Source organism: Acidocella facilis ATCC 35904, assembly GCF_000687875.1.
In the GTDB taxonomy this organism is placed as follows: domain Bacteria; phylum Pseudomonadota; class Alphaproteobacteria; order Acetobacterales; family Acetobacteraceae; genus Acidocella; species Acidocella facilis.
In genome coordinates this window covers 208,747-226,309 of the sequence record NZ_JHYG01000002.1, presented here as the reverse complement: position 1 = coordinate 226,309, position 17,563 = coordinate 208,747, and the positions used below count along the sequence as shown (strand labels likewise).

Here is a 17,563-nt window from a genome sequence, read left to right as displayed (position 1 = left end):
GAGCCTGTGGCTGACGAGATGAGTGACACGCTGAACATCGCCATCGCGCAGATCAATCTGCATCTGGGCGCGATCGACAAAAACCTCGCCAAGCTGCGCGCCGCCCGTGCCGAAGGGGCGAGGCTGGGGGCGGATCTGGTGGTCACACCGGAGCTCTCCATCGCCGGCTATCCGCCGGAGGATCTGGTGCTGAAACCCGCCTTCGTCGCCGCCTGCGAGGCGGCGGCGGAAACGCTGGCGGCGGAGACCGCCGATGGCGGGCCGGGAATCATCGTCGGGCTGCCCTGGCGCAATGGCGGGAAGCTGCATAATGCCGCCTTTCTGCTGGAAGGCGGGCGCATCGCCGCGCGTCGCGCCAAGGTGGAGCTGCCCAATTACGGCGTGTTCGACGAAAAGCGCGTGTTCGATGCCGGCACGCCCTCCGGCCCGGTGCCGTTCCGTGGCTTCCGGCTGGGGCTGATGATCTGCGAGGATTGGTGGCTGCCGGCCGTCTCGGAAACATTGGCGGAAACCGGGGCGGAGATGCTGCTCTCCATCAACGGCTCGCCGTTCGAGGATGGCAAGCAGACCCGCCGGGTCACACTGGCGGTGGAGCGGGTGGTGGAAACCGGCCTGCCTTATGTCTTCGCCGCCCAGGTCTGCGGCCAGGATGAGGTGGTGTTCGACGGCGCCTCCTTCGTGCTGAACGCCGATCGCTCGCTGGCGGTGCAGATGCCGCATTTCGAGGAAGCGATCACCCTCACCACCTGGACCCGCACCGAAGCCGGGCTGGTCTGCACCCCGCAGAAACTCGCCCCGGAGCCGGAGCGCTGCGCGCTGATCTACCAGGCGATGATGTGGGGCCTGCGCGATTATGTGAACAAGAACGGCTTCCCCGGCGTGGTGCTGGGGCTCTCGGGCGGGATCGACAGCGCCATCTCCGCCGCTGTCGCCGCCGATGCGCTGGGGCCGGCGCGCGTGCGCGCGGTGATGCTGCCCAGCCGCTATACCTCCGCCCACAGCCTGGAAGACGCGGCCGAATGCGCGCGGATGCTGGGAATCCCTTACGAGACCATCCCCATCTCCGGCGCCACCGAGGCGTTCGAGGCGGCGCTGGCCCCGGCCTTTGCCGGCAAGGCGGCGGATATCACCGAGGAAAATATCCAGTCCCGTTCGCGCGGGCTGATCCTGATGGCGATTTCCAACAAATTCGGCCCGATGCTGCTGACCACCGGCAACAAGTCCGAGATGTCAGTCGGTTACGCCACGCTTTATGGCGATATGTGCGGCGGCTATTCGGTGCTGAAGGATATCTACAAAACCACCGTGTTCGCGCTTTCGCGCTGGCGCAACGAACACCACCCGCACGGCGCGCTGACCCAGCCCGGCCCGGCGATGCCCGAGCGCATCATCACCAAGCCGCCTTCGGCCGAACTGCGCGACAACCAGACCGACCAGGACAGCCTGCCGCCTTACGAGGTGTTGGATGCCATTCTGGAACATCTGATCGAGGGCGAGCGCTCGGCCGAGGAGATCGTGGCGGAGGGCTTCGCGCGCGAGACGGTGCTGCGGGTAATCAAGCTGCTGGACCGCGCCGAATATAAGCGCCGCCAGGCCCCGCCGGGGGTGAAGATCACCGCGAAAGCCTTCGGGCGCGACAGGCGCTATCCGCTGACCAACGGGTTTACCAACCTTATCAAATAGCTCGGGTCAGCGTCCCGCAATATTCGCTGTAATTCCTCTGGCCTTTTCTCCAGAAGCGGCTATTACACCCTTTCGCCGGTTCGTCCGGCGGGTGTTCCATGGGGAGTTTGAGCTAGACGATGCCGGTGCCGTTTTCCGCCGAAGATTTTGATCGTGTCTTCGATTCCGCCATCATCCGCCGGGCCCAGAGCGTCATCGCGCTGGGCTTTGTGAAGGATGTGACGCTGCAGGGCGACACCATCGACGGCATCGTCGAGGATATGGACGGCACCCGCCGCACCACCTCCCTCACCCCGGAGCGCAAGGGCAGCAGGATTTCCTTTGCCGAGCGTGAATGCTCCTGCGGCGAGCGCGGCTGCCGGCATCTGGCCGCCACCGCGCTGGCGGCGCTGGCGAAATTCCCGGAATTGCGCAAGGCCGAGCCGAAGAGCCTGATCGACACCGTGATCCCCGCCGGCGAGCGCACCTATACCCCGCCGCCGGTCCGCCCGCGCCCCACCGGCCGGCGCGCCCGCCCGGCGGCGACGCTGCTGGCCGTGGTGCCGGATGCGCCGGAGCCGGGTGCGACCGTGCTGGAGCGCTCTGCCACCCCGGTGATGCGCCTGCGCCGGGTCACCGGCCCGGATGAATATAACCGCCAGCGCATGATCGACGTGCTGACGCTGGATTTCGATTATGGCGGCGTGCGCGTGGATGGCGCCGATGACAGCCAGTTCATGCGGGTGCGTACCGGCGGGCAGATCGCCTTCATCCGCCGCGACCCGGCGGCTGAAGCCGCTGCCCTGGACGAGCTGCGCCCGGATGGCTTCGTGCAGATGCGCGTGGCCGATGGCAAAGCCGCGCGCGGCCAGCGCGTGCTGGTGTTCCGGGGCGAGGATGCCGCCGCCAAATGGCACCATTTCGTCGCCGTGCGCATCCCGGAACTGACCGAGAAAGGCTGGCAGGCGCAGATCGACGCGAATTTCGGCCCGCAGCTGGCCGATAATGTCGGCAATCTGGACGTGGTGGTGCAGGATGCCGAGAAGGGCAATTTCAGCCTGGAATTCGGCATCGAGATCGATGGCGAGCGGCACCCGCTGCTGCCGATCCTGGAGCATCTGTTGGCCCGTGGCGGCTATGAGGCGGCGCAGATCGTCGATGGCGAAATCATCACCTCGCTGGAGGATGGCCGCGTCATCAAGCTGCCGGCGGACCGCATCAAGCGGCTGCTGAACGTGATGGGCGATCTGATCGAGGCCGCCGGGCGCACCGCCGAGAAAAATCTGGTTCTCCCCGTGGGGGCCGCCGCCACGGTGCTGGATCTGGAGGATGTGCTCACCACATCCTGGCAGAACGCCGCCGATATCGAGGCCTATGTCGAGCGCTTCCGCGGCGAACCGGAGATCATCCCGGTGGAAGTGCCGGAGGCCTTCAAGGGGTCGCTGCGCCCTTATCAGCAGCATGGCGTGGACTGGCTGCAGCATCTGGCCGGGCACGGGCTGGGCGCCTTCCTGGCCGACGATATGGGGCTGGGCAAGACCGCGCAGACCATCGCGCATATTTGCGTGGAACATGCCGAGGGCCGGCTGACCGCCCCGGCGCTGATCGTGGTGCCGACCTCGCTGGTCGCCAATTGGACGGCGGAGCTGCGCAAATTCGCCCCGCATCTGCGGGTGGAAGTGCTGCACGGCATGGAGCGCCATGAGAAGCGCGACAAGCTGGAGGATGTGAATGTCGTCGTCACCACCTATACGGTGCTGACCCGCGACATCGAATTCATGAAGCCGCTGCCCTGGCACCTCACCGTGCTGGACGAGGCGCAGGCGATCAAATCCCCCGAGGCGCGGGCGACGCGCGCGGTCTGCCAGCTCAAGGCCGAGAACAAGATCTGCCTCTCCGGCACGCCGATTGAGAATAATCTCGACGAGCTGTGGTCGCAATTCGCCTTCCTGATGCCGGGCCTGCTGGGCGACCGGCGCGGCTTTACCAAGCGCTTCCGCACGCCGATCGAGAAGAACGGCGATCCGGTGGTGCGCGGCCAGCTGATCAGCCGCATCCAGCCTTTCATCCTGCGCCGCACCAAGTCCGAGGTGGCGACCGAGCTGCCGCCCAAGCACACCATCCTGCGCCGCATCACTTTGGCGCCGGACCAGCGGGAGCTCTACGAGACCATTCGCGGTACGCTGTATGAGACGGTGAAGGAGCAGATGGCCGAGCGCACTTTGGCGCAGAGCCGGGTCATCGTGCTGGATGCGCTTTTGAAGCTGCGCCAGGCCTGCTGCGACCCGCGCCTGGTGAAGCTGGGTGCGACGCGCGGCACCGAAAGCTCCGCCAAGCTGGATGATCTGATGGAGATGGTCTCCGAGCTGATCCCGGAAGGGCGGCGCATCCTGGTGTTCTCGCAATTCACCTCGATGCTGGATCTGATCAAGCCGCGCCTGGACGAGGCGGGGATTCCCTTCGTCGAGCTGCGCGGCGATACCCGCGACCGCGCCACCCCGGTGCAGCGCTTCGAGGCCGGCGAGGTGCCTTTGTTCCTGATCTCGCTGAAAGCCGGCGGGCGCGGCTTGAACCTGACCTCGGCCGATACCGTCATCCATTACGACCCCTGGTGGAACCCGGCGATCGAGGCCCAGGCCTCCGACCGCGCGCACCGGATCGGCCAGACCAAATCCGTGTTCGTCTATAAGCTGATCGCGACCGAGACGGTCGAGGAGCGGATTCTGGAGCTGCAGCAGCGCAAGGCGGAGCTGGCCTCCATCGCCTTCCAGGATGCCGGCGGCATGGCCTTCAACGCCGATGATATCGACTTCCTGTTCGGCAGCGACACGGCGGCTTCGGAAGCGGCGGAAGCGGCGTAAAAATCAGGAGGCGTGCATGGGCAAGCTGGTCTGGCTCGCCTCCTATCCCAAATCCGGCAATACCTGGGTCAGGGCGTTTCTGCATAATTATGTGCTGAACGCGCGGACCCCGCACAGCATCAACGCGCTGGTGGATGTCACCATCTCCGAATGCGCGATGGCGTTTTTCGGCACGCCGGGGGAGATTTTGCCCCCCGCCGAGGTCCAAGCGCGCCGGCCCCAGGTGCATGAGGCCCTGACCCGGCTGCATGAGGATCTGGTGTTCGTGAAAACCCATAACGCGTATCTCAGCGCGCATGGGGTGCAGCTGATCACGCCCGAAGCCACCGCCGGGGCGATCTATATCGTCCGCGATCCGCGCGACGTGGCCCTCTCTTACGCCGCCTTCACCGGCAAATCCGTGGATGAGATCATCGATTTCATGGACGCCGAAGGTGCTGCCAATGCCTCGGATGGCACCCAGGTGTTCGAGCTGCTCTCCTCCTGGTCCGCCCATGCGCTCTCCTGGGTCGCCTCCCCGCGACGTCTGCTGGTGCGCTATGAGGATCTGCTGGCCGATCCGCGGCGCGGCTTTGGCCGGATCATCCGCTTCCTGGGTGCGGCCGGGGACGTGCCCGACCCGGAGCGGCTCAGCCGGGCGATCGAATTCAGCAGCTTCAAGACGCTGGCCGGGCAGGAAGCGCGCGAGGGCTACCGCGCCGGCGGCCCGGGTGAGGCTAAATTCTTCCGCCAGGGCGAGGCCGGGGGCTGGCGCGGCCGGCTCAGCCCCGCCCAGGCCGGCAAAATCTGGGCCGCGCACGGGAAGGTGATGGAAAAATTCGGTTATCCACAGAATTGATCCGCCCACAAACCAACTGATCCCGATTTCACGTGACAGTTCGATGGCAATGGGACTAGCCTGAGCATCCGGGCACAGCCCGCCGATCAAGGGGGCACCCGGGTTTCGTTGGCCATCAGCCATTAGGAGACACCATGAACCTGCAATCACGTCTCGCGGCCCTGAAAGGGCGTCATGCCAGCCTGGAAAGCCAGATCGCCGCCGAGGATCGGCGGCCGCTACCGGACATGGCGGCACTTTCCCGCCTGAAAGTTGAGAAATTGCGGCTCAAGGAAGAGATGGAACGGATACGCACTCAATAAGAGACGAGAGCAATATGTGTTGAGATTGACGCGATAGCGTCAAGATAAACGCATGAAATTGCTCGCCAAAGCAAAATTTGGCGCCTCATGCTATTGACGCTTTATGCTCAAAGCATGATGCGCCAGCGTCGGAATACGGAAAAGGGGGCGAAAAGCCCCCTTTTTTGCTGCCCTTGCTTGGTTATCTCCGGCCCGTCGCGTTTATCAGGCCGCTTCGGCCGGGCCGGGCGGCGGCGGCGGGGTGAGGCCTTCGCGGGTGACGCGCTCATTGGCGGCATTCACCGCATCATTCAGGTCGGACTGCTTGCACAGCCCCAAAATCACCGGGTCGCGCGGCTTGATGTTGGCGGCGTTCCAGTGCGAGCGGTCGCGGATCTTCTGGATGGTGTCCTTGGTGGTGCCCAGCAACTTGACGATCTGCGCGTCGGTGAGATGCGGATAGGAACGCAGCAGGAAGGCAATGGCATCCGGGCGGTCATTGCGCTTGGCCACGGGGGTATAGCGCCCGCCCTTCTGCTTCTTGTGCATTTCCGGCTGTGGCAGCAGCTTCAGCCGGCGGGAGCTGTCAGCCTCGCAGCGTTGGATATCCTCGGCGGTGATCTGCTTGTTCATCACCGGATCGTAGCCGACAATTCCTTGCGCGACCTCGCCATCCGCGATCGCCTGGACTTCCAGGGGATGCATGCCACAGAAATCCGCGATCTGCTCGAAAGTGAGGCCGGTCTTGTCAATCAGCCAGACTGCGGTAGCTTTGGGCATCAAGGGCAAGGACATGGATCGATTACCTTTTCTCGTTTCGGGCCGAGGCGCCCGAAACGGACATAGTTACTCGCTTCGGCCCCGCAAGTACAACTGGCGGGGTTATCGAGCCCGCGCCACCTTTTGGTCAAGTCCAAACCATGACATTTTCTGAAGAAGACCTGCCGCCACGGAAGAAAAAGAGGCTGGAGCCACCGGTTCTGGACACTCTGGGGGTGGAGGAGCTGCAACTCTATATTACGGAATTGCAGGAAGAAATCCGCCGGGTGGAGGCGGAGATCAAGGCCAAGCAGGCGCATGCCGCCGCCGCCGCGCTTTTCTTCAAGCCGCCCGGCGCCTGAGCTCAGATGGCGCGACGCAACCAGGTGGGCCGGGGGGCGCTGGAAAAACCAGCGCCCCGCCGGCCGAAAGGGCTTTCGGCTGAGGATATGGAGCTGTGGGCGGCCTATGGGCGCACGCTGAGCCGGCTGATGCCAGGCCGCCGCCACGCGCCCTTGCCCCCGGCGCCGCCGGCGCCGGAACCGGCCCCAGACCCGGAGGCGCCCGCCCCCGAGCCGCCGCGCGTAAAACTGCCCAGCCCGTCCTGGCTGGCGGTGAATGCGCCGCCGGCGGGGCTGGATAAATCCACCTGGTCGAAATTCCGTGGCCAGAAAATCCGCGCCGAGGCGAAGCTGGACCTGCACGGCCACACCGCCGCCCGGGCCCATACGGAAGTCACACGGTTTCTGGAGATGGCGCAGGCCACGGGGCTGCGCTGTGTGGAGATCGTCACCGGCAATGGCGAGATTCTGGCGCGTGAGCTGCCGCACTGGCTCAACACCCCGGCGATGCGGCCGCTCATCCTGGGCCTCGCCCACCCGCATGCGCGCAATGTGGGGGCCATTCGCGTGCTGCTGCGCCGGCGCCGGGGATGACGCCGTTCGGGGAGAAATTGCGGGCGCTGCGCCAGGAGCGGGGCATTCTGCTGAAGGACATGGCCGCGGCGCTGGAGGTCTCACCGGCCTATCTCTCGGCGCTGGAACATGGGCGGCGGGGCGCGCCCTCCGCCGGGCTGGTGCATCAGGTCTGCCAGTTTTTCGGGCTGATCTGGGATGATGCGGATGAGCTGGCGGCCCTGGCCCGGCAATCGCGACCCCGGCTGAAGCTTAACAGCGCGGGGCTGAGCGCGGCGCAGACGGCGCTCGCCAACCGGCTGGCCAAGGAGTTGCGGAATTTATCGCCGGAAACGGTGGCGGCGATCCAGAAGCTGCTCGACGCGAAGGAGGCGGGCTAGAATGTTTTTCATCAAATGAAAAACATTCTAGCTTTTTCTTTGCGAGCAATTTCAATCATCTGATCTGAACCTTCCGTTTCAGATCAGATGATTATTGCTCTAACCCGGCAGCACGCCCTGGGCGCGCAAGGCGCCGAGCAGCGGCAGCAGCGGCAGGCCGAGCACGGTGAAATAATCGCCCTCGATCCGCTCGAACAGCTGTGCGCCCTGCGCCTCCAGCCGGTAGGCGCCGACGCAATGCAGAATCTCATCGCCCTCGGCGACCAGATAATCCTGCAGGAAATCCTCGCTGAATTCGCGCATGGTCAATTGCGCGCGCGCCGCGTGCGCCCAAAGCAGCGCCCCATCCTGCACCAGGCAGGCGGCGCTGATCAGCTCATGGGTGCGGCCGCGAAAGCCGCGCAGCTGGTCGCCCGCCGCCGCCAGATCCGCCGGCTTGTCATAGACCACCCCGTCACAGACCAGCACCTGGTCGGCGCCGATCACCCGCGCCCCGGGATAAAGCGCGCAGACCGCCTGCGCCTTGGCCAGCGCCAGCGCCGCCGCCAGCGCCTCTGGCGCGCCGGTAAAGCCAGATTTCAGCGCGGTTTCATCCACGGACGAGGCCACCGCCGAAAAATTCACCCCGGCCCCGGCCAGCATGGCTTTGCGGCTGGCGGAGGCGCTGGCGAGGATCAGGGAGCGTGTCGGCACGCCTGTCTGTACCGCGCGGGGGAGCGCCCCGTCCAGCGCGTGAAGGCGCGGGTGAAGGCGCTGAGTTCGGAATATCCCAGCAGCAGCGCGATATCCGTGAAAGCGATCCCTGGCTGGCCGACATAATCCTGGGCCAGCTCGCGGCGGATGCGGGCGGTGAGGTCTGAAAACGCCACCCCCTCCTGGCGCAGCCGCCGATGCAGCCCGGCCCGGCTCACCCCCAGACGCTGCGCCACCTGGTCGATCTGCGCCGCCCCGTTCAGAAACCCGTCCCGGATCAGCCCCAGCACCTGGCCGACGAAATCCCGTGCTCCCCCATCCGCCAATTGCGGGCGCAGCGCCGCGAGCAGCCCCGGCAGCCGCGCCGCATCCGCCCCGGGCATCTTCGCCGCCAGCAATTCGGCGGGAAACAGCAGCGCATTGCGCGGGGCGGCGTAATAGACCGGGGCGCGGAAACCAGACGCCGCGCGCGCCCCGGCCGGGCGCAGATGCTCGAACTGCACCTCCAGCGGCGCGAAACCCGGGCCCAAGGCCCGGCGAAATATCCCCGCGAACACCGCCAAAGACAGCTCCGCATCCTGCCGGCGCTGGGTGATCCGCCCATCACCGATCTGATATTCCAGCGCCATCACTGCGCCCTGGGCGCGCAGGCGCAAGCAGGAATGCTCCTGCAGCACCGGAAAATAGGCGCAGAGATTGCGCAGCGCCGCCCCCAGATCCGGCGAGGCCAGCACCAGCGCCCCCAGCGCACCCATCTGTTCGGGCGTATATTGCTGGCCAAAGCGTAAGCCGAAATCATCCAGCCCGGTCTGCGCCGCCGCCTGCTCGAACAGCCGGCAATAGGCCATCAGGCTCAGACGCTGGGTGGGGTCGGCCAGCCGGGCGGCGGGCAAGGCCAACCCGGCCAGCAAGGACGGCGCATCCCCGCCGCACTGGCCGATCAGCGCCTCGATCCCTGCCGCGGCAGCGGCGGCGATATGCGGCTCCACACCCATGCGCCCACCCTTTCAGGAAAGATTTTTTACGCTAAAGCAAAAAATCACACAAGAATAAGCAATCGCCCATTTACGATGCAAACCAAGCCCAGTTTCTGCGCCGCCACCTTCAACAGCCTTTCTGGTTGCACTGATTTTGACACCAAATGTCAAGCGCGCCGCGGGCATCTTCGTCTCTACTCCCGGCATCAAACAGCCAGCTGCCTTCAGGACGGCAGCGCTGACCAAAACCAGGAGTGTGACGATGGACGATCTGCATCTGCCAACCCAAGCCGCGCCGGGTCTGAGTGCGGCCGCCCGCCACCCGCTCACCCCGCTGGATGCCGCCGAAATCCAGCAGGTGGTGGCGATCATCCGCGCCGATGCGGCATTTGGGCCGCCTTATCTGTTCGAGGTGATCGAGCTGAAGGAGCCTAGCCAAGCTGCCCTGGCCGCCTACCGCGCCGGCCAACCCTGCCCGCGCGAGGCCCGCGCCAATATTTTTCTGGCCGATGCGCCGGGCGTCTGGCGCCTGACCGTATCCCTGGCTGACAATATGGTCACCGCAAAGAGCTTCCATCCGGAGGCACGGCCGATGATCCAGCTCGAACAATTCATCCAGATCGAGGATATCGTCCGGGCCCATCCGGATTTCATCGCCGCCTGCGCCAAGCGCGGCGTCACCGACATGAGCAAGGTCTGCGTCGACCCGTGGTCGGCCGGGAATTTCGGCGTGAAGGGCGAGGAAGGCGGCTATCTCTCTCACACATTCTGCTGGCTGCGCCTGTATGAAAACGAGAATTTCTACGCCCATCCGATCGAGGGCATCAATGCCGTGGTCGATATCAAGGCGGGCAAGGTCATCCGGGTGGATGATTATGGCGTGCTGCCGATCCCGATGGCGGAATTCAATTACGAGGCGCAGTTCCGCGACGATTTCCGCCCGGCGCTGAAGCCGCTCGACATCATCCAGCCGGAAGGGGCGAGCTTCGTGCTCAAGGGCCGCGAAATCAGCTGGGATAAATGGCGCTGCGTCATCGGCTTCAACGCCCGCGAGGGGCTGACCCTGCATGATATTTCTTACGATGGCCGGCCGATTGTGGCGCGGGCCTCCATCGCCGAGATGGTGGTGCCTTACGGCGTGCCGGAGGGCGGGCATTTCCGCAAGAACGTGTTTGATATCGGCGAATATGGGCTGGGCAAGCTCACCAACTCGCTGACGCTGGGCTGCGACTGCCTGGGCCATATCGCCTATCTGGATGCCGCGCTGAACACGATGGAAGGCGGTATTTTCGAGATCGAGAAGGCCATCTGCATCCATGAGGAGGATAACGGCATCCTCTGGAAACATTGGGATTTCCGCACCGAGCGCACCGAGGTCCGGCGCGGGCGCAAGCTGGTGATCTCCTCGATCTGCACCGTCGGCAATTACGAATATGCCTTCTACTGGTCTTTCGACCAGGCCGGCGAAATCGAATTCGAGATGAAGGCCACCGGCATCATCAACACCTCTGCCTGCCTGCCCGGCCAGCCCACCAAATACGGGGTGGAGGTCGCCCCCGGGCTGCAGGGCCATATCCACCAGCACGCTTTCTGCGCCCGGCTGGAAATGGCGGTGGACGGGCCGGGCAATTCCATCGTCGAATGCAACAGCTACGCGGAGGAAGACCAGGCCAAGAACCCCTATGGCAACGCCTTCTACCAGCAGGATACAATGCTGAAGACCGAGCTGGAGGCCTGCCGCAAAGCCAATCCGGCAACCCAGCGTTATTGGAAGGTGATCAACCCCAACAAGCTGAACCATACCGGCAAGCCGGTCGGCTATAAATTGATGCCGGAATCGACCCTCACCCCTTTCTTCCGCCCCGGATCTCCGTCAGGCATCCGGTCCAACTTCATGCAGAACCATCTCTGGGTGACGAAATTCTCCGAGGAGGAGCGCTTTCCGGCCGGGGAATATATGAACCATTCTGACGGATCAGGCGGGGTAGCGGATTTCGTCAAGCAGGATCGGGCGCTGGAGAATACCGATCTGGTACTCTGGCACGTCTTTGGCCTGCATCACCAGCCCCGGCCGGAGGATTTCCCGGTGCAGCCCTGCATCAAGACCGGCTTCAAGCTGATGCCGGTCGGCTTCTTCAACCAGAATCCCGGCATCGACATCGCCCCGGAGACCAACCGCGCCAGCAAGCTGCATGGCGGCGGGTGCTGCGGGCATTAGGCGGCCTCCCAGGGGACATACTCAAAAACGGCACGGTGTTTGCATCGCCGCAACAACAGACCCCGCCGGCGCCTGGCGCTGGCGGGAGACAGGCTTCCAGCAAGGAGATTGAAGAGTATGGTCGCAACCACGGACATCGCGGCGCACCAGACTGAAGCGAAGTTGAGGCAGGGTTCGCTGAACCTGCCGGAGACGATCGGCCAGTCGATCGCCAATATCTCGCCCACCCTGACCCCGGCGCTGAACATCGCCGTGGTCGCCGGCATCGCCGGCACCGCCTCCTGGGTGTCGTATCTCATCGCCACCATCGGCTGCGTGTTCGTGGGCGCCAATATCTCCACCCTGGCCAAGCGCCATCCGGAGGCGGGCTCCTATTTCGTCTATATCGGCCGCAATCTCGGCCCGGTGGCGGGGGCCATGGCCGGCTGGCTGATGATCCTGGCCTATCTCGCCTGCGCCATCGCCGTGGTCACCGCGGCGCCGCTCTACATCAACACCATCCTGGCCCCCTTCAATCTCAGCCTGAATAATTTCTGGCTGGGCGTGTATGGCGCGGCCTTCCTCGGCCTCGTCGCTTTCGCCTCCTTCCGAGATATCAAAATGTCCTCGCGCGCCGGGCTGCTGCTGGAAGCGTTGTCGATGGCGATCATCGTCGTCATCATCGCCATGGTGGTGGCGCAGAAGGGCACCGTGGTGGACCCCAAGCAGCTCGATTTCAGCCATATGCCGGTCGGCGGCATGATGTCCGCGATGGCCTTCGCGGTGTTCAGCTTCGTCGGCTTCGAGAGCAGCGCCACCTTGGCCAAGGAAGCCCGCAACCCGCAGCGCGCCGTACCCTTCGCCGTCATCGGCTCCGCCGCCGCCGCCGGGCTGTTCTTCGTGGTCACCAGCTATTTCATGGTCATGGGCTCGGGCGACAACACCGCCGCCATGGGCAGCTCCGCCTCGCCCTTCTCGGACATGACCAAGGCGGCGCATCTGCCCTGGGCCGGTGCCGTGGTCTATTTCGCCGCCACCATCAGCGCCTTCGCCTGCGCCCTGGCCTGCCTCAATGCCGGTTCGCGCATGCTCTTCTCCATGGGCCGCTACCAGTTCCTGCACAGCTCGATGGGCATGGTGCATAAAACCCACCAGACGCCCTATGTCGCGGTCCTGTTCAGCACCGTCATCGTGATGATCGGCTATGTCGCCCTGGCGATTTCGGAAGGGTATCTCAACGCCTTCAATATCGGCGGCACCATTTCCACCTATGGCTTCGTGATGGTGTATCTGGGCGTGTCCATCGTCTCCTCGCTGGATGTCGCCAAGACCGGCAAACTCAGCGCCTGGAACATCATCTGCAGCCTGGTCGGCGTGGCGCTGATGGGCTTCGTGGTCTACAGCTCCGTGATCCCCTGGCCAGCCGCCCCGGACCAGTACCTGCCGCAGATTTTCGCGGCCTACATCATCCTCGGGCTGATCTGGTTCATGGTGCTGAAATCCAAATCCCCGCAGGTGCTGGCCAGCATCGCCAACGACATGGAAGGCTGAACCCCAGCCTCCACGGAAAAAGCCCCGGACATGTGTCCGGGGCTTTTTTATGGGCATTGACTTCTGCCGCGCGGCGAAGTACCCGCACGCTCACCTCTTGTGGCGGCGTAGCTCAGTGGTAGAGCAGGGGAATCATAATCCCTTGGTCGGAGGTTCAAATCCTTCCGCCGCTACCAGGGTTTTCCCTTAAAATTCAGCCTTTGAACGCGGATGCCGGATAGCCCTGCGCGAAGAGCAAAGCCGTCAGATCCGTGTGCACCACGCGGTTCACGATTTCCGCCGCCACCACCGGCTTGGCACGATACGCCACGCCCAACCCGGCGGCCTTGAGCATCGGCAGGTCATTGGCGCCATCGCCCACGCTCAGCGTCGCGGTCAGCTGCACGCCGCGCGCCTGGGCCAGCTCGTTCAGCGAAGCCAGCTTGGCATCCTTGTCCAGAATCGGCTCGCCCACCTCGCCGGTCAGCGCCGTGCCGTCATCCAGCAGCGTGTTGGCGCGGTGGATGGCAAAACCCAGCTCCTGCGCCACCCGGTCGGTGAAGAAGGTGAAACCGCCGGAGACCAAAGCCGTGGTGGCGCCGAAACTATTCATGGTGGCCACCAGCGTTTTCGCGCCGGGGCTGTACTGGATCTCCTTCCAGCATTCCTCCAGCTTCGCCACCGGCAGCCCCTTCAGCAGCCCGACGCGCTCGCGGATGGCGGCATGAAAATCCAGCTCCCCATTCATCGCCCGCGCGGTGATGCCGGCGATCTTCTCTTTCAGCCCGGCAAAGGCCGCCAGCTCGTCCAGCGTCTCGGCGGTGACGATGGTTGAGTCCATATCCGCCACCAGCACCGCCTTGCGCCGGCCGCGCGGCTTGGTGAGGAAAATATCCACCGCTTTATGGCTGAGAATCGCCGCGATCGCCGAACGGTCCGGGGCGCGCGGGGCGTGGAATTCCACCGCCCTGCCCTCCTCCAGCCAGGTCAGATTGCGCCCTTCCGAATAGGCCAGGGCGCGGGCGGCGTCCTGGGCGGAGAGGGTGCCGGCCTCGATGCTGGCCACGAGCGTCACGATATGGGATTGGGCGGATGTCATGGACGCGACGGATAGGGCAGAGAACGGCTTAGGGCAACGGCGGGGGTTGATCCTGGCTGGGCCGACGGCGAGCGGCAAATCCGCCTTGGCCCTGGCTCTGGCCGCCGAGATGGGCGGCAGCATCATCAATGCCGATGCGATGCAATGCTACCGCGAGCTGCGCCTGCTCACCGCCCGCCCCTCGGAGGCCGACGAAGCCCAGGCCCCGCACCGGCTCTACGGCGTGCGCGCGGCGCATGAACCGGCCAATGCCGCCTGGTGGCGCGAGGCGGCGAAAGCAGAGATGGCGGCTGCGGATTATCCCATCCTCTGCGGTGGCACCGGCATGTATTTTTCGGCTCTCGTGAAGGGCATCGCCGATATTCCGGACCCTGGCGAGACGGCCCGGGCCGAGGCCAGGGCGCTGCTGGCGCAAATCGGCCCGGAAGCTTTGCATGCGAAGCTGGATGCACCGACCGCCGCGAAGCTGAAGCCAGGCGACAGCCAGCGCATCGCCCGGGCCTATGAGGTGCTGATCGGCACCGGCAAGGGCATCACCTACTGGCAGGCGCAGCCGACCGACCGGCTGCAAGGCTGGGATTTGAAAATGATCCTGCTCGACCCGCCGCGCCCGGATCTGAAAGCCGCGATCGAAACCCGTTTCACCGCCATGCTGGCGGGCGGCGCGCTGGAGGAGGCGCGGGCACTGCTGGCGCTGGGCCTGCCGCCCGACGCCCCGCTGCTGCGCGCCCATGGCATGCCGGAGCTGGCGGCGCATCTGCGCGGGGAGATCAGCCTGGAGGAGGCGAAAACCCGCGCCTGCCTCGCCACCTTCCAATATACCAAGCGGCAGATGACCTGGTTTCGGCATCAGAAGCTTGTCGGCACAACAGGCATGCAAATAATTCATTCAAGAATTGGCAGCCACACGCAATTTTCGGAAAGAAATATCGCTGATTTACGAAACTTCCTGAACAGCCCCGGTTGACCTTCGCATCCCGCCGCTGTACCGGAACATGAAATACTCCCGACGTGAATGGCAGGTTTAGCATGGATCACACGAACACAGCACCCGAGCTGATGAATTCCGGCGCGGAAGCCCTGCTCCGGGCGCTCAAGGCGCAGGGCGTGGATGTGATTTTCGGCTATCCCGGCGGCGCCGTATTGCCGATTTACGACGCGATTTTCCAGCAGAACGAGATCCGTCACATCCTGGTGCGCCATGAGCAGGCGGCGGTGCATGCGGCGGAGGGCTATGCCCGCTCCACCGGCAAGGTCGGCTGCGTGCTGGTCACCTCCGGCCCTGGTGCCACCAACGCCGTCACCGGTCTGGTCGACGCGCTGATGGACAGCATCCCGCTGGTCTGCCTGTGCGGCCAGGTGCCCACACATCTCATCGGCAATGACGCCTTCCAGGAGGCGGACACCACCGGCATCACCCGCCCGGCGACCAAGCATAATTACCTGGTCAAGCAGTCCGGAGATCTGGTGCGGGTCGTGCATGAGGCCTTCCTGGTGGCGCGCACCGGCCGCCCCGGCCCGGTGCTGATCGATCTGCCGAAGGATATTCTGATCGCCCCGGCGCCCTATGAGGAGCCGGCGGCCCAGCCCGTGCATCGCTCCTACCGCCCGCAGACCGCGCCGGACCCGCGCCGCATCGCCGAAGCGGTGGCGCTGCTCAAGCGCGCCGAGCGCCCGGTGATCTATGCCGGCGGCGGGGTCATCAATGCCGGGCCGGAGGCCTCGCGCCTGCTCACCGAGTTCACCCGCCTCACCGGCTTCCCGATCACCAACACGCTGATGGGCCTCGGCGCCTTCCCGGCGTCTGATCCGCTCTTCCTCGGCATGCTGGGCATGCACGGCACCTACGAGGCGAACCTCGCCATGCATGGCTGCGACGTGATGCTGAATCTCGGCGCCCGCTTCGATGACCGCGTCACCGGCCGGCTCAACGCCTTCTCGCCGAACTCGAAGAAAATCCACGCCGATATCGACCCCGCCAATGTCAACAAGACGGTGCAGGTGGATGTAGCCATTATCGGTGATGCGCTGGCGACGCTGAAGGCGCTGATCGCCGCCTGGAAGCAGGACAGCACCAAGACCGACAAGGCCGCGCTGGCGAACTGGTGGGCGCAGATCGATGTCTGGCGCAGCAAGAACTCGCTGCGCTTCACCCAGCCGCGCGACAAGGGTAGCATCATCAAGCCGCAATACGCGATCGAGCGGCTCTACCAGGCCACACGCGGGCGCGAGACCTACATCACCACCGAGGTCGGCCAGCACCAGATGTGGGCGGCCCAGCATTTCAAGTTCGAGAAGCCGAACCGCTGGATGACCTCTGGCGGGCTTGGCACCATGGGCTACGGCCTGCCCGCCGCGATGGGCGTGCAGGTGGCGCACCCGGACGCGCTGGTGATCGACATTGCCGGCGAGGCCAGCATCCTGATGAATATTCAGGAGATGGGCACGCTGGCGCAGTACCGGCTGCCGGTGAAGATCTTCATCCTCAACAACCAATATATGGGCATGGTGCGCCAGTGGCAGGAACTGCTGCATGGCAGCCGCTATTCGCAGAGCTATTCCGAAGCCCTGCCGGATTTCGTGAAGCTGGCGGAGAGCTTCCATGGTGTGGGGCTGCGCGCCGAGAGCGTGGATGATCTGGACCGGGTGATCGCGGAGATGATCGCGATCGACAAGCCGGTGATCGCCGATATCTGTGTCGACCAGAAGGAGAACGTCTTCCCGATGATCCCCTCCGGTGCGGCGCATAATGAAATGCTGCTGGGGCCGGAGCATAAGGATGAAGGCCCGGCGGTTACCAATGAAGGGATGGCGCTGGTCTGATGTCTGAAACGAATTTGCGCTCCGCCACCATCTCGGTTCTGGTGGAGAATGAATCCGGCGTGCTGGCGCGCGTCATCGGGCTGTTTTCCGGCCGTGGCTATAATATCGACAACCTCACCGTGGCACCGGTGGAGCGGGACGGCTCGAAGAGCCGCATCACCGTGGTGACGCGCGGCACGGCGATGGTGATCGAGCAGATCAAGGCGCAGCTGGACCGGCTGGTGCCGGTTTATAAAGTGCTGGATCTGTCCGAAGGGCCGCATCTGGCGCGCGAGCTGGCGCTGATCAAGGTGCTGGGCACGGGCGAGAAGCGGGCCGAGGCGCTGCGCCTGGCGGATGCGTTCCGGGCGCGCGTGATCGACGCGACGACGGAGAGCTTTACGTTTGAACTCACCGGGGCGACGGACAAGCTGGATGCGTTTCTGGAGCTGATGCGCCCGCTGGGTCTGGCGGAAGTGTCGCGCACGGGCGTGGCGGCGATTGCGCGCGGGACTACGACGATTTCTTAAGTCATAAAAGTTTTTGGGGGTGTGGGGTGTTTTTTCAAAA

Annotated in this window: 17 protein-coding genes and 1 tRNA gene; 13 read left to right on the top strand and 5 right to left on the bottom strand. The window is 64.7% G+C overall.

What is annotated here, in order from left to right; all coding sequences use genetic code 11:
* Nucleotides 1–6: 6 nt before the first annotated feature.
* The 4 genes from T331_RS0103525 to T331_RS19380 all read left to right on the top strand — a co-directional run bounded on the left by T331_RS0103525 (nt 7) and on the right by T331_RS19380 (nt 5,663).
* Nucleotides 7–1,683, top strand: a complete 1,677-nt coding sequence (locus T331_RS0103525; protein WP_456049063.1) for an NAD+ synthase — start codon at nt 7–9, stop codon at nt 1,681–1,683.
* A gap of 125 nt (nt 1,684–1,808) precedes the next feature.
* The gene (locus T331_RS17200; RefSeq protein ID WP_211248669.1) at nt 1,809–4,523 is read left to right on the top strand and encodes a DEAD/DEAH box helicase; all 2,715 of its coding nucleotides are present in this window, start codon (nt 1,809–1,811) and stop codon (nt 4,521–4,523) included.
* A gap of 16 nt (nt 4,524–4,539) precedes the next feature.
* Entirely contained in the window at nt 4,540–5,361 is an 822-nt protein-coding gene (locus T331_RS17195) for a sulfotransferase domain-containing protein (RefSeq protein ID WP_035179022.1), read from the top strand.
* A 134-nt stretch (nt 5,362–5,495) separates the two neighbouring features.
* Nucleotides 5,496–5,663 carry a YdcH family protein gene (locus T331_RS19380; protein WP_008494933.1) on the top strand — a complete coding sequence of 56 codons (168 nt, stop codon included), beginning with the start codon at nt 5,496–5,498 and terminating at the stop codon, nt 5,661–5,663.
* 204 nt (nt 5,664–5,867) lie between these two features.
* Here T331_RS19380 and T331_RS0103505 read toward each other — a convergent pair whose 3' ends face one another.
* Entirely contained in the window at nt 5,868–6,437 is a 570-nt protein-coding gene (locus T331_RS0103505) for a DUF1013 domain-containing protein (protein ID WP_008494932.1), read from the bottom strand.
* 125 nt (nt 6,438–6,562) lie between these two features.
* On the opposite strand from T331_RS0103505, the gene T331_RS0103500 reads away from it, so the two are divergent.
* From T331_RS0103500 to T331_RS0103490, 3 genes are read left to right on the top strand one after another with little or no spacing between them, the layout of a single operon-like run.
* Nucleotides 6,563–6,763, top strand: a complete 201-nt coding sequence (locus T331_RS0103500) for a DUF1192 domain-containing protein (protein ID WP_008494931.1) — start codon at nt 6,563–6,565, stop codon at nt 6,761–6,763.
* A gap of 6 nt (nt 6,764–6,769) precedes the next feature.
* Nucleotides 6,770–7,336 carry a Smr/MutS family protein gene (locus T331_RS0103495; protein WP_051622086.1) on the top strand — a complete coding sequence of 189 codons (567 nt, stop codon included), beginning with the start codon at nt 6,770–6,772 and terminating at the stop codon, nt 7,334–7,336.
* On the top strand, nt 7,333–7,695 hold the full coding sequence (locus tag T331_RS0103490; RefSeq protein ID WP_008494929.1) for a helix-turn-helix domain-containing protein: 363 nt from the start codon (nt 7,333–7,335) through the stop codon (nt 7,693–7,695). The genes T331_RS0103495 and T331_RS0103490 overlap by 4 nt, the downstream gene beginning before the upstream one ends.
* Before the next feature lie 99 nt (nt 7,696–7,794).
* Here T331_RS0103490 and T331_RS0103485 read toward each other — a convergent pair whose 3' ends face one another.
* Genes T331_RS0103485 through T331_RS19760 form a run of 3 tightly spaced genes read right to left on the bottom strand, consistent with a single transcriptional unit; the run spans nt 7,795 to nt 9,611 of the window.
* On the bottom strand, nt 7,795–8,388 hold the full coding sequence (locus T331_RS0103485; protein ID WP_026439044.1) for a Maf family protein: 594 nt from the start codon (nt 8,386–8,388) through the stop codon (nt 7,795–7,797).
* Nucleotides 8,370–9,383, bottom strand: a complete 1,014-nt coding sequence (qhpR, locus tag T331_RS17190) for an AraC-like transcriptional regulator QhpR (RefSeq protein ID WP_035179020.1) — start codon at nt 9,381–9,383, stop codon at nt 8,370–8,372. The genes T331_RS0103485 and qhpR overlap by 19 nt, the downstream gene beginning before the upstream one ends.
* Before the next feature lie 12 nt (nt 9,384–9,395).
* Nucleotides 9,396–9,611: a hypothetical protein gene (locus T331_RS19760; RefSeq protein WP_155992590.1), complete on the bottom strand. Its 216-nt coding sequence runs from the start codon at nt 9,609–9,611 to the stop codon at nt 9,396–9,398.
* A gap of 16 nt (nt 9,612–9,627) precedes the next feature.
* Here T331_RS19760 and T331_RS0103475 point away from each other — a divergent pair, with 16 nt between their 5' ends.
* The 3 genes from T331_RS0103475 to T331_RS0103465 all read left to right on the top strand — a co-directional run bounded on the left by T331_RS0103475 (nt 9,628) and on the right by T331_RS0103465 (nt 13,289).
* Nucleotides 9,628–11,583 (top strand): primary-amine oxidase, encoded by a 1,956-nt coding sequence (locus T331_RS0103475; protein WP_026439043.1) that lies wholly within the window; start codon nt 9,628–9,630, stop codon nt 11,581–11,583.
* Between the two features lie 117 nt (nt 11,584–11,700).
* The gene (locus tag T331_RS0103470; protein WP_026439042.1) at nt 11,701–13,113 is read left to right on the top strand and encodes an APC family permease; all 1,413 of its coding nucleotides are present in this window, start codon (nt 11,701–11,703) and stop codon (nt 13,111–13,113) included.
* Nucleotides 13,114–13,214: 101 nt separating this feature from the next.
* Nucleotides 13,215–13,289, top strand: a tRNA-Met gene (locus tag T331_RS0103465).
* Nucleotides 13,290–13,306: 17 nt separating this feature from the next.
* On the opposite strand, the gene serB is transcribed toward T331_RS0103465, so the two are convergent.
* Nucleotides 13,307–14,191, bottom strand: a complete 885-nt coding sequence (serB, locus tag T331_RS0103460; protein ID WP_026439041.1) for a phosphoserine phosphatase SerB — start codon at nt 14,189–14,191, stop codon at nt 13,307–13,309.
* Between serB and miaA the strand changes: the two genes are divergently transcribed.
* The 3 genes from miaA (at nt 14,190) to ilvN (ending at nt 17,523) form a co-directional block, all read left to right on the top strand.
* A complete protein-coding gene (miaA, locus tag T331_RS0103455) occupies nt 14,190–15,158 on the top strand; it encodes a tRNA (adenosine(37)-N6)-dimethylallyltransferase MiaA (RefSeq protein WP_026439040.1) in 969 nt (322 codons plus the stop codon). The genes serB and miaA overlap by 2 nt on opposite strands.
* A 62-nt stretch (nt 15,159–15,220) precedes the next feature.
* On the top strand, nt 15,221–17,014 hold the full coding sequence (locus T331_RS0103450; protein WP_026439039.1) for an acetolactate synthase 3 large subunit: 1,794 nt from the start codon (nt 15,221–15,223) through the stop codon (nt 17,012–17,014).
* Nucleotides 17,014–17,523 (top strand): acetolactate synthase small subunit, encoded by a 510-nt coding sequence (gene ilvN, locus T331_RS0103445; protein ID WP_008494920.1) that lies wholly within the window; start codon nt 17,014–17,016, stop codon nt 17,521–17,523. Before T331_RS0103450 ends, ilvN begins: the two co-directional genes overlap by 1 nt.
* Nucleotides 17,524–17,563 lie beyond the last annotated feature (40 nt).

Excerpts from the sequence above, each read along its gene's own strand:
- T331_RS17195 (WP_035179022.1), top strand. The coding sequence starts at position 4,540 with ATGGGCAAGCTGGTCTGGCTCGCCTCCTATCCCAAATCCGGCAATACC.
- T331_RS0103490 (WP_008494929.1), top strand. The coding sequence starts at position 7,333 with ATGACGCCGTTCGGGGAGAAATTGCGGGCGCTGCGCCAGGAGCGGGGC.
- T331_RS0103470 (WP_026439042.1), top strand. The coding sequence starts at position 11,701 with ATGGTCGCAACCACGGACATCGCGGCGCACCAGACTGAAGCGAAGTTG.
- T331_RS0103500 (WP_008494931.1), top strand. The coding sequence starts at position 6,563 with ATGACATTTTCTGAAGAAGACCTGCCGCCACGGAAGAAAAAGAGGCTG.
- ilvN (WP_008494920.1), top strand. The coding sequence starts at position 17,014 with ATGTCTGAAACGAATTTGCGCTCCGCCACCATCTCGGTTCTGGTGGAG.
- T331_RS0103450 (WP_026439039.1), top strand. The coding sequence starts at position 15,221 with ATGGATCACACGAACACAGCACCCGAGCTGATGAATTCCGGCGCGGAA.
- T331_RS0103505 (WP_008494932.1), bottom strand. The coding sequence starts at position 6,437 with ATGTCCTTGCCCTTGATGCCCAAAGCTACCGCAGTCTGGCTGATTGAC.
- qhpR (WP_035179020.1), bottom strand. The coding sequence starts at position 9,383 with ATGGGTGTGGAGCCGCATATCGCCGCCGCTGCCGCGGCAGGGATCGAG.
- T331_RS0103475 (WP_026439043.1), top strand. The coding sequence starts at position 9,628 with ATGGACGATCTGCATCTGCCAACCCAAGCCGCGCCGGGTCTGAGTGCG.
- miaA (WP_026439040.1), top strand. The coding sequence starts at position 14,190 with ATGGACGCGACGGATAGGGCAGAGAACGGCTTAGGGCAACGGCGGGGG.
- T331_RS0103495 (WP_051622086.1), top strand. The coding sequence starts at position 6,770 with ATGGCGCGACGCAACCAGGTGGGCCGGGGGGCGCTGGAAAAACCAGCG.
- T331_RS19380 (WP_008494933.1), top strand. The coding sequence starts at position 5,496 with ATGAACCTGCAATCACGTCTCGCGGCCCTGAAAGGGCGTCATGCCAGC.
- serB (WP_026439041.1), bottom strand. The coding sequence starts at position 14,191 with ATGACATCCGCCCAATCCCATATCGTGACGCTCGTGGCCAGCATCGAG.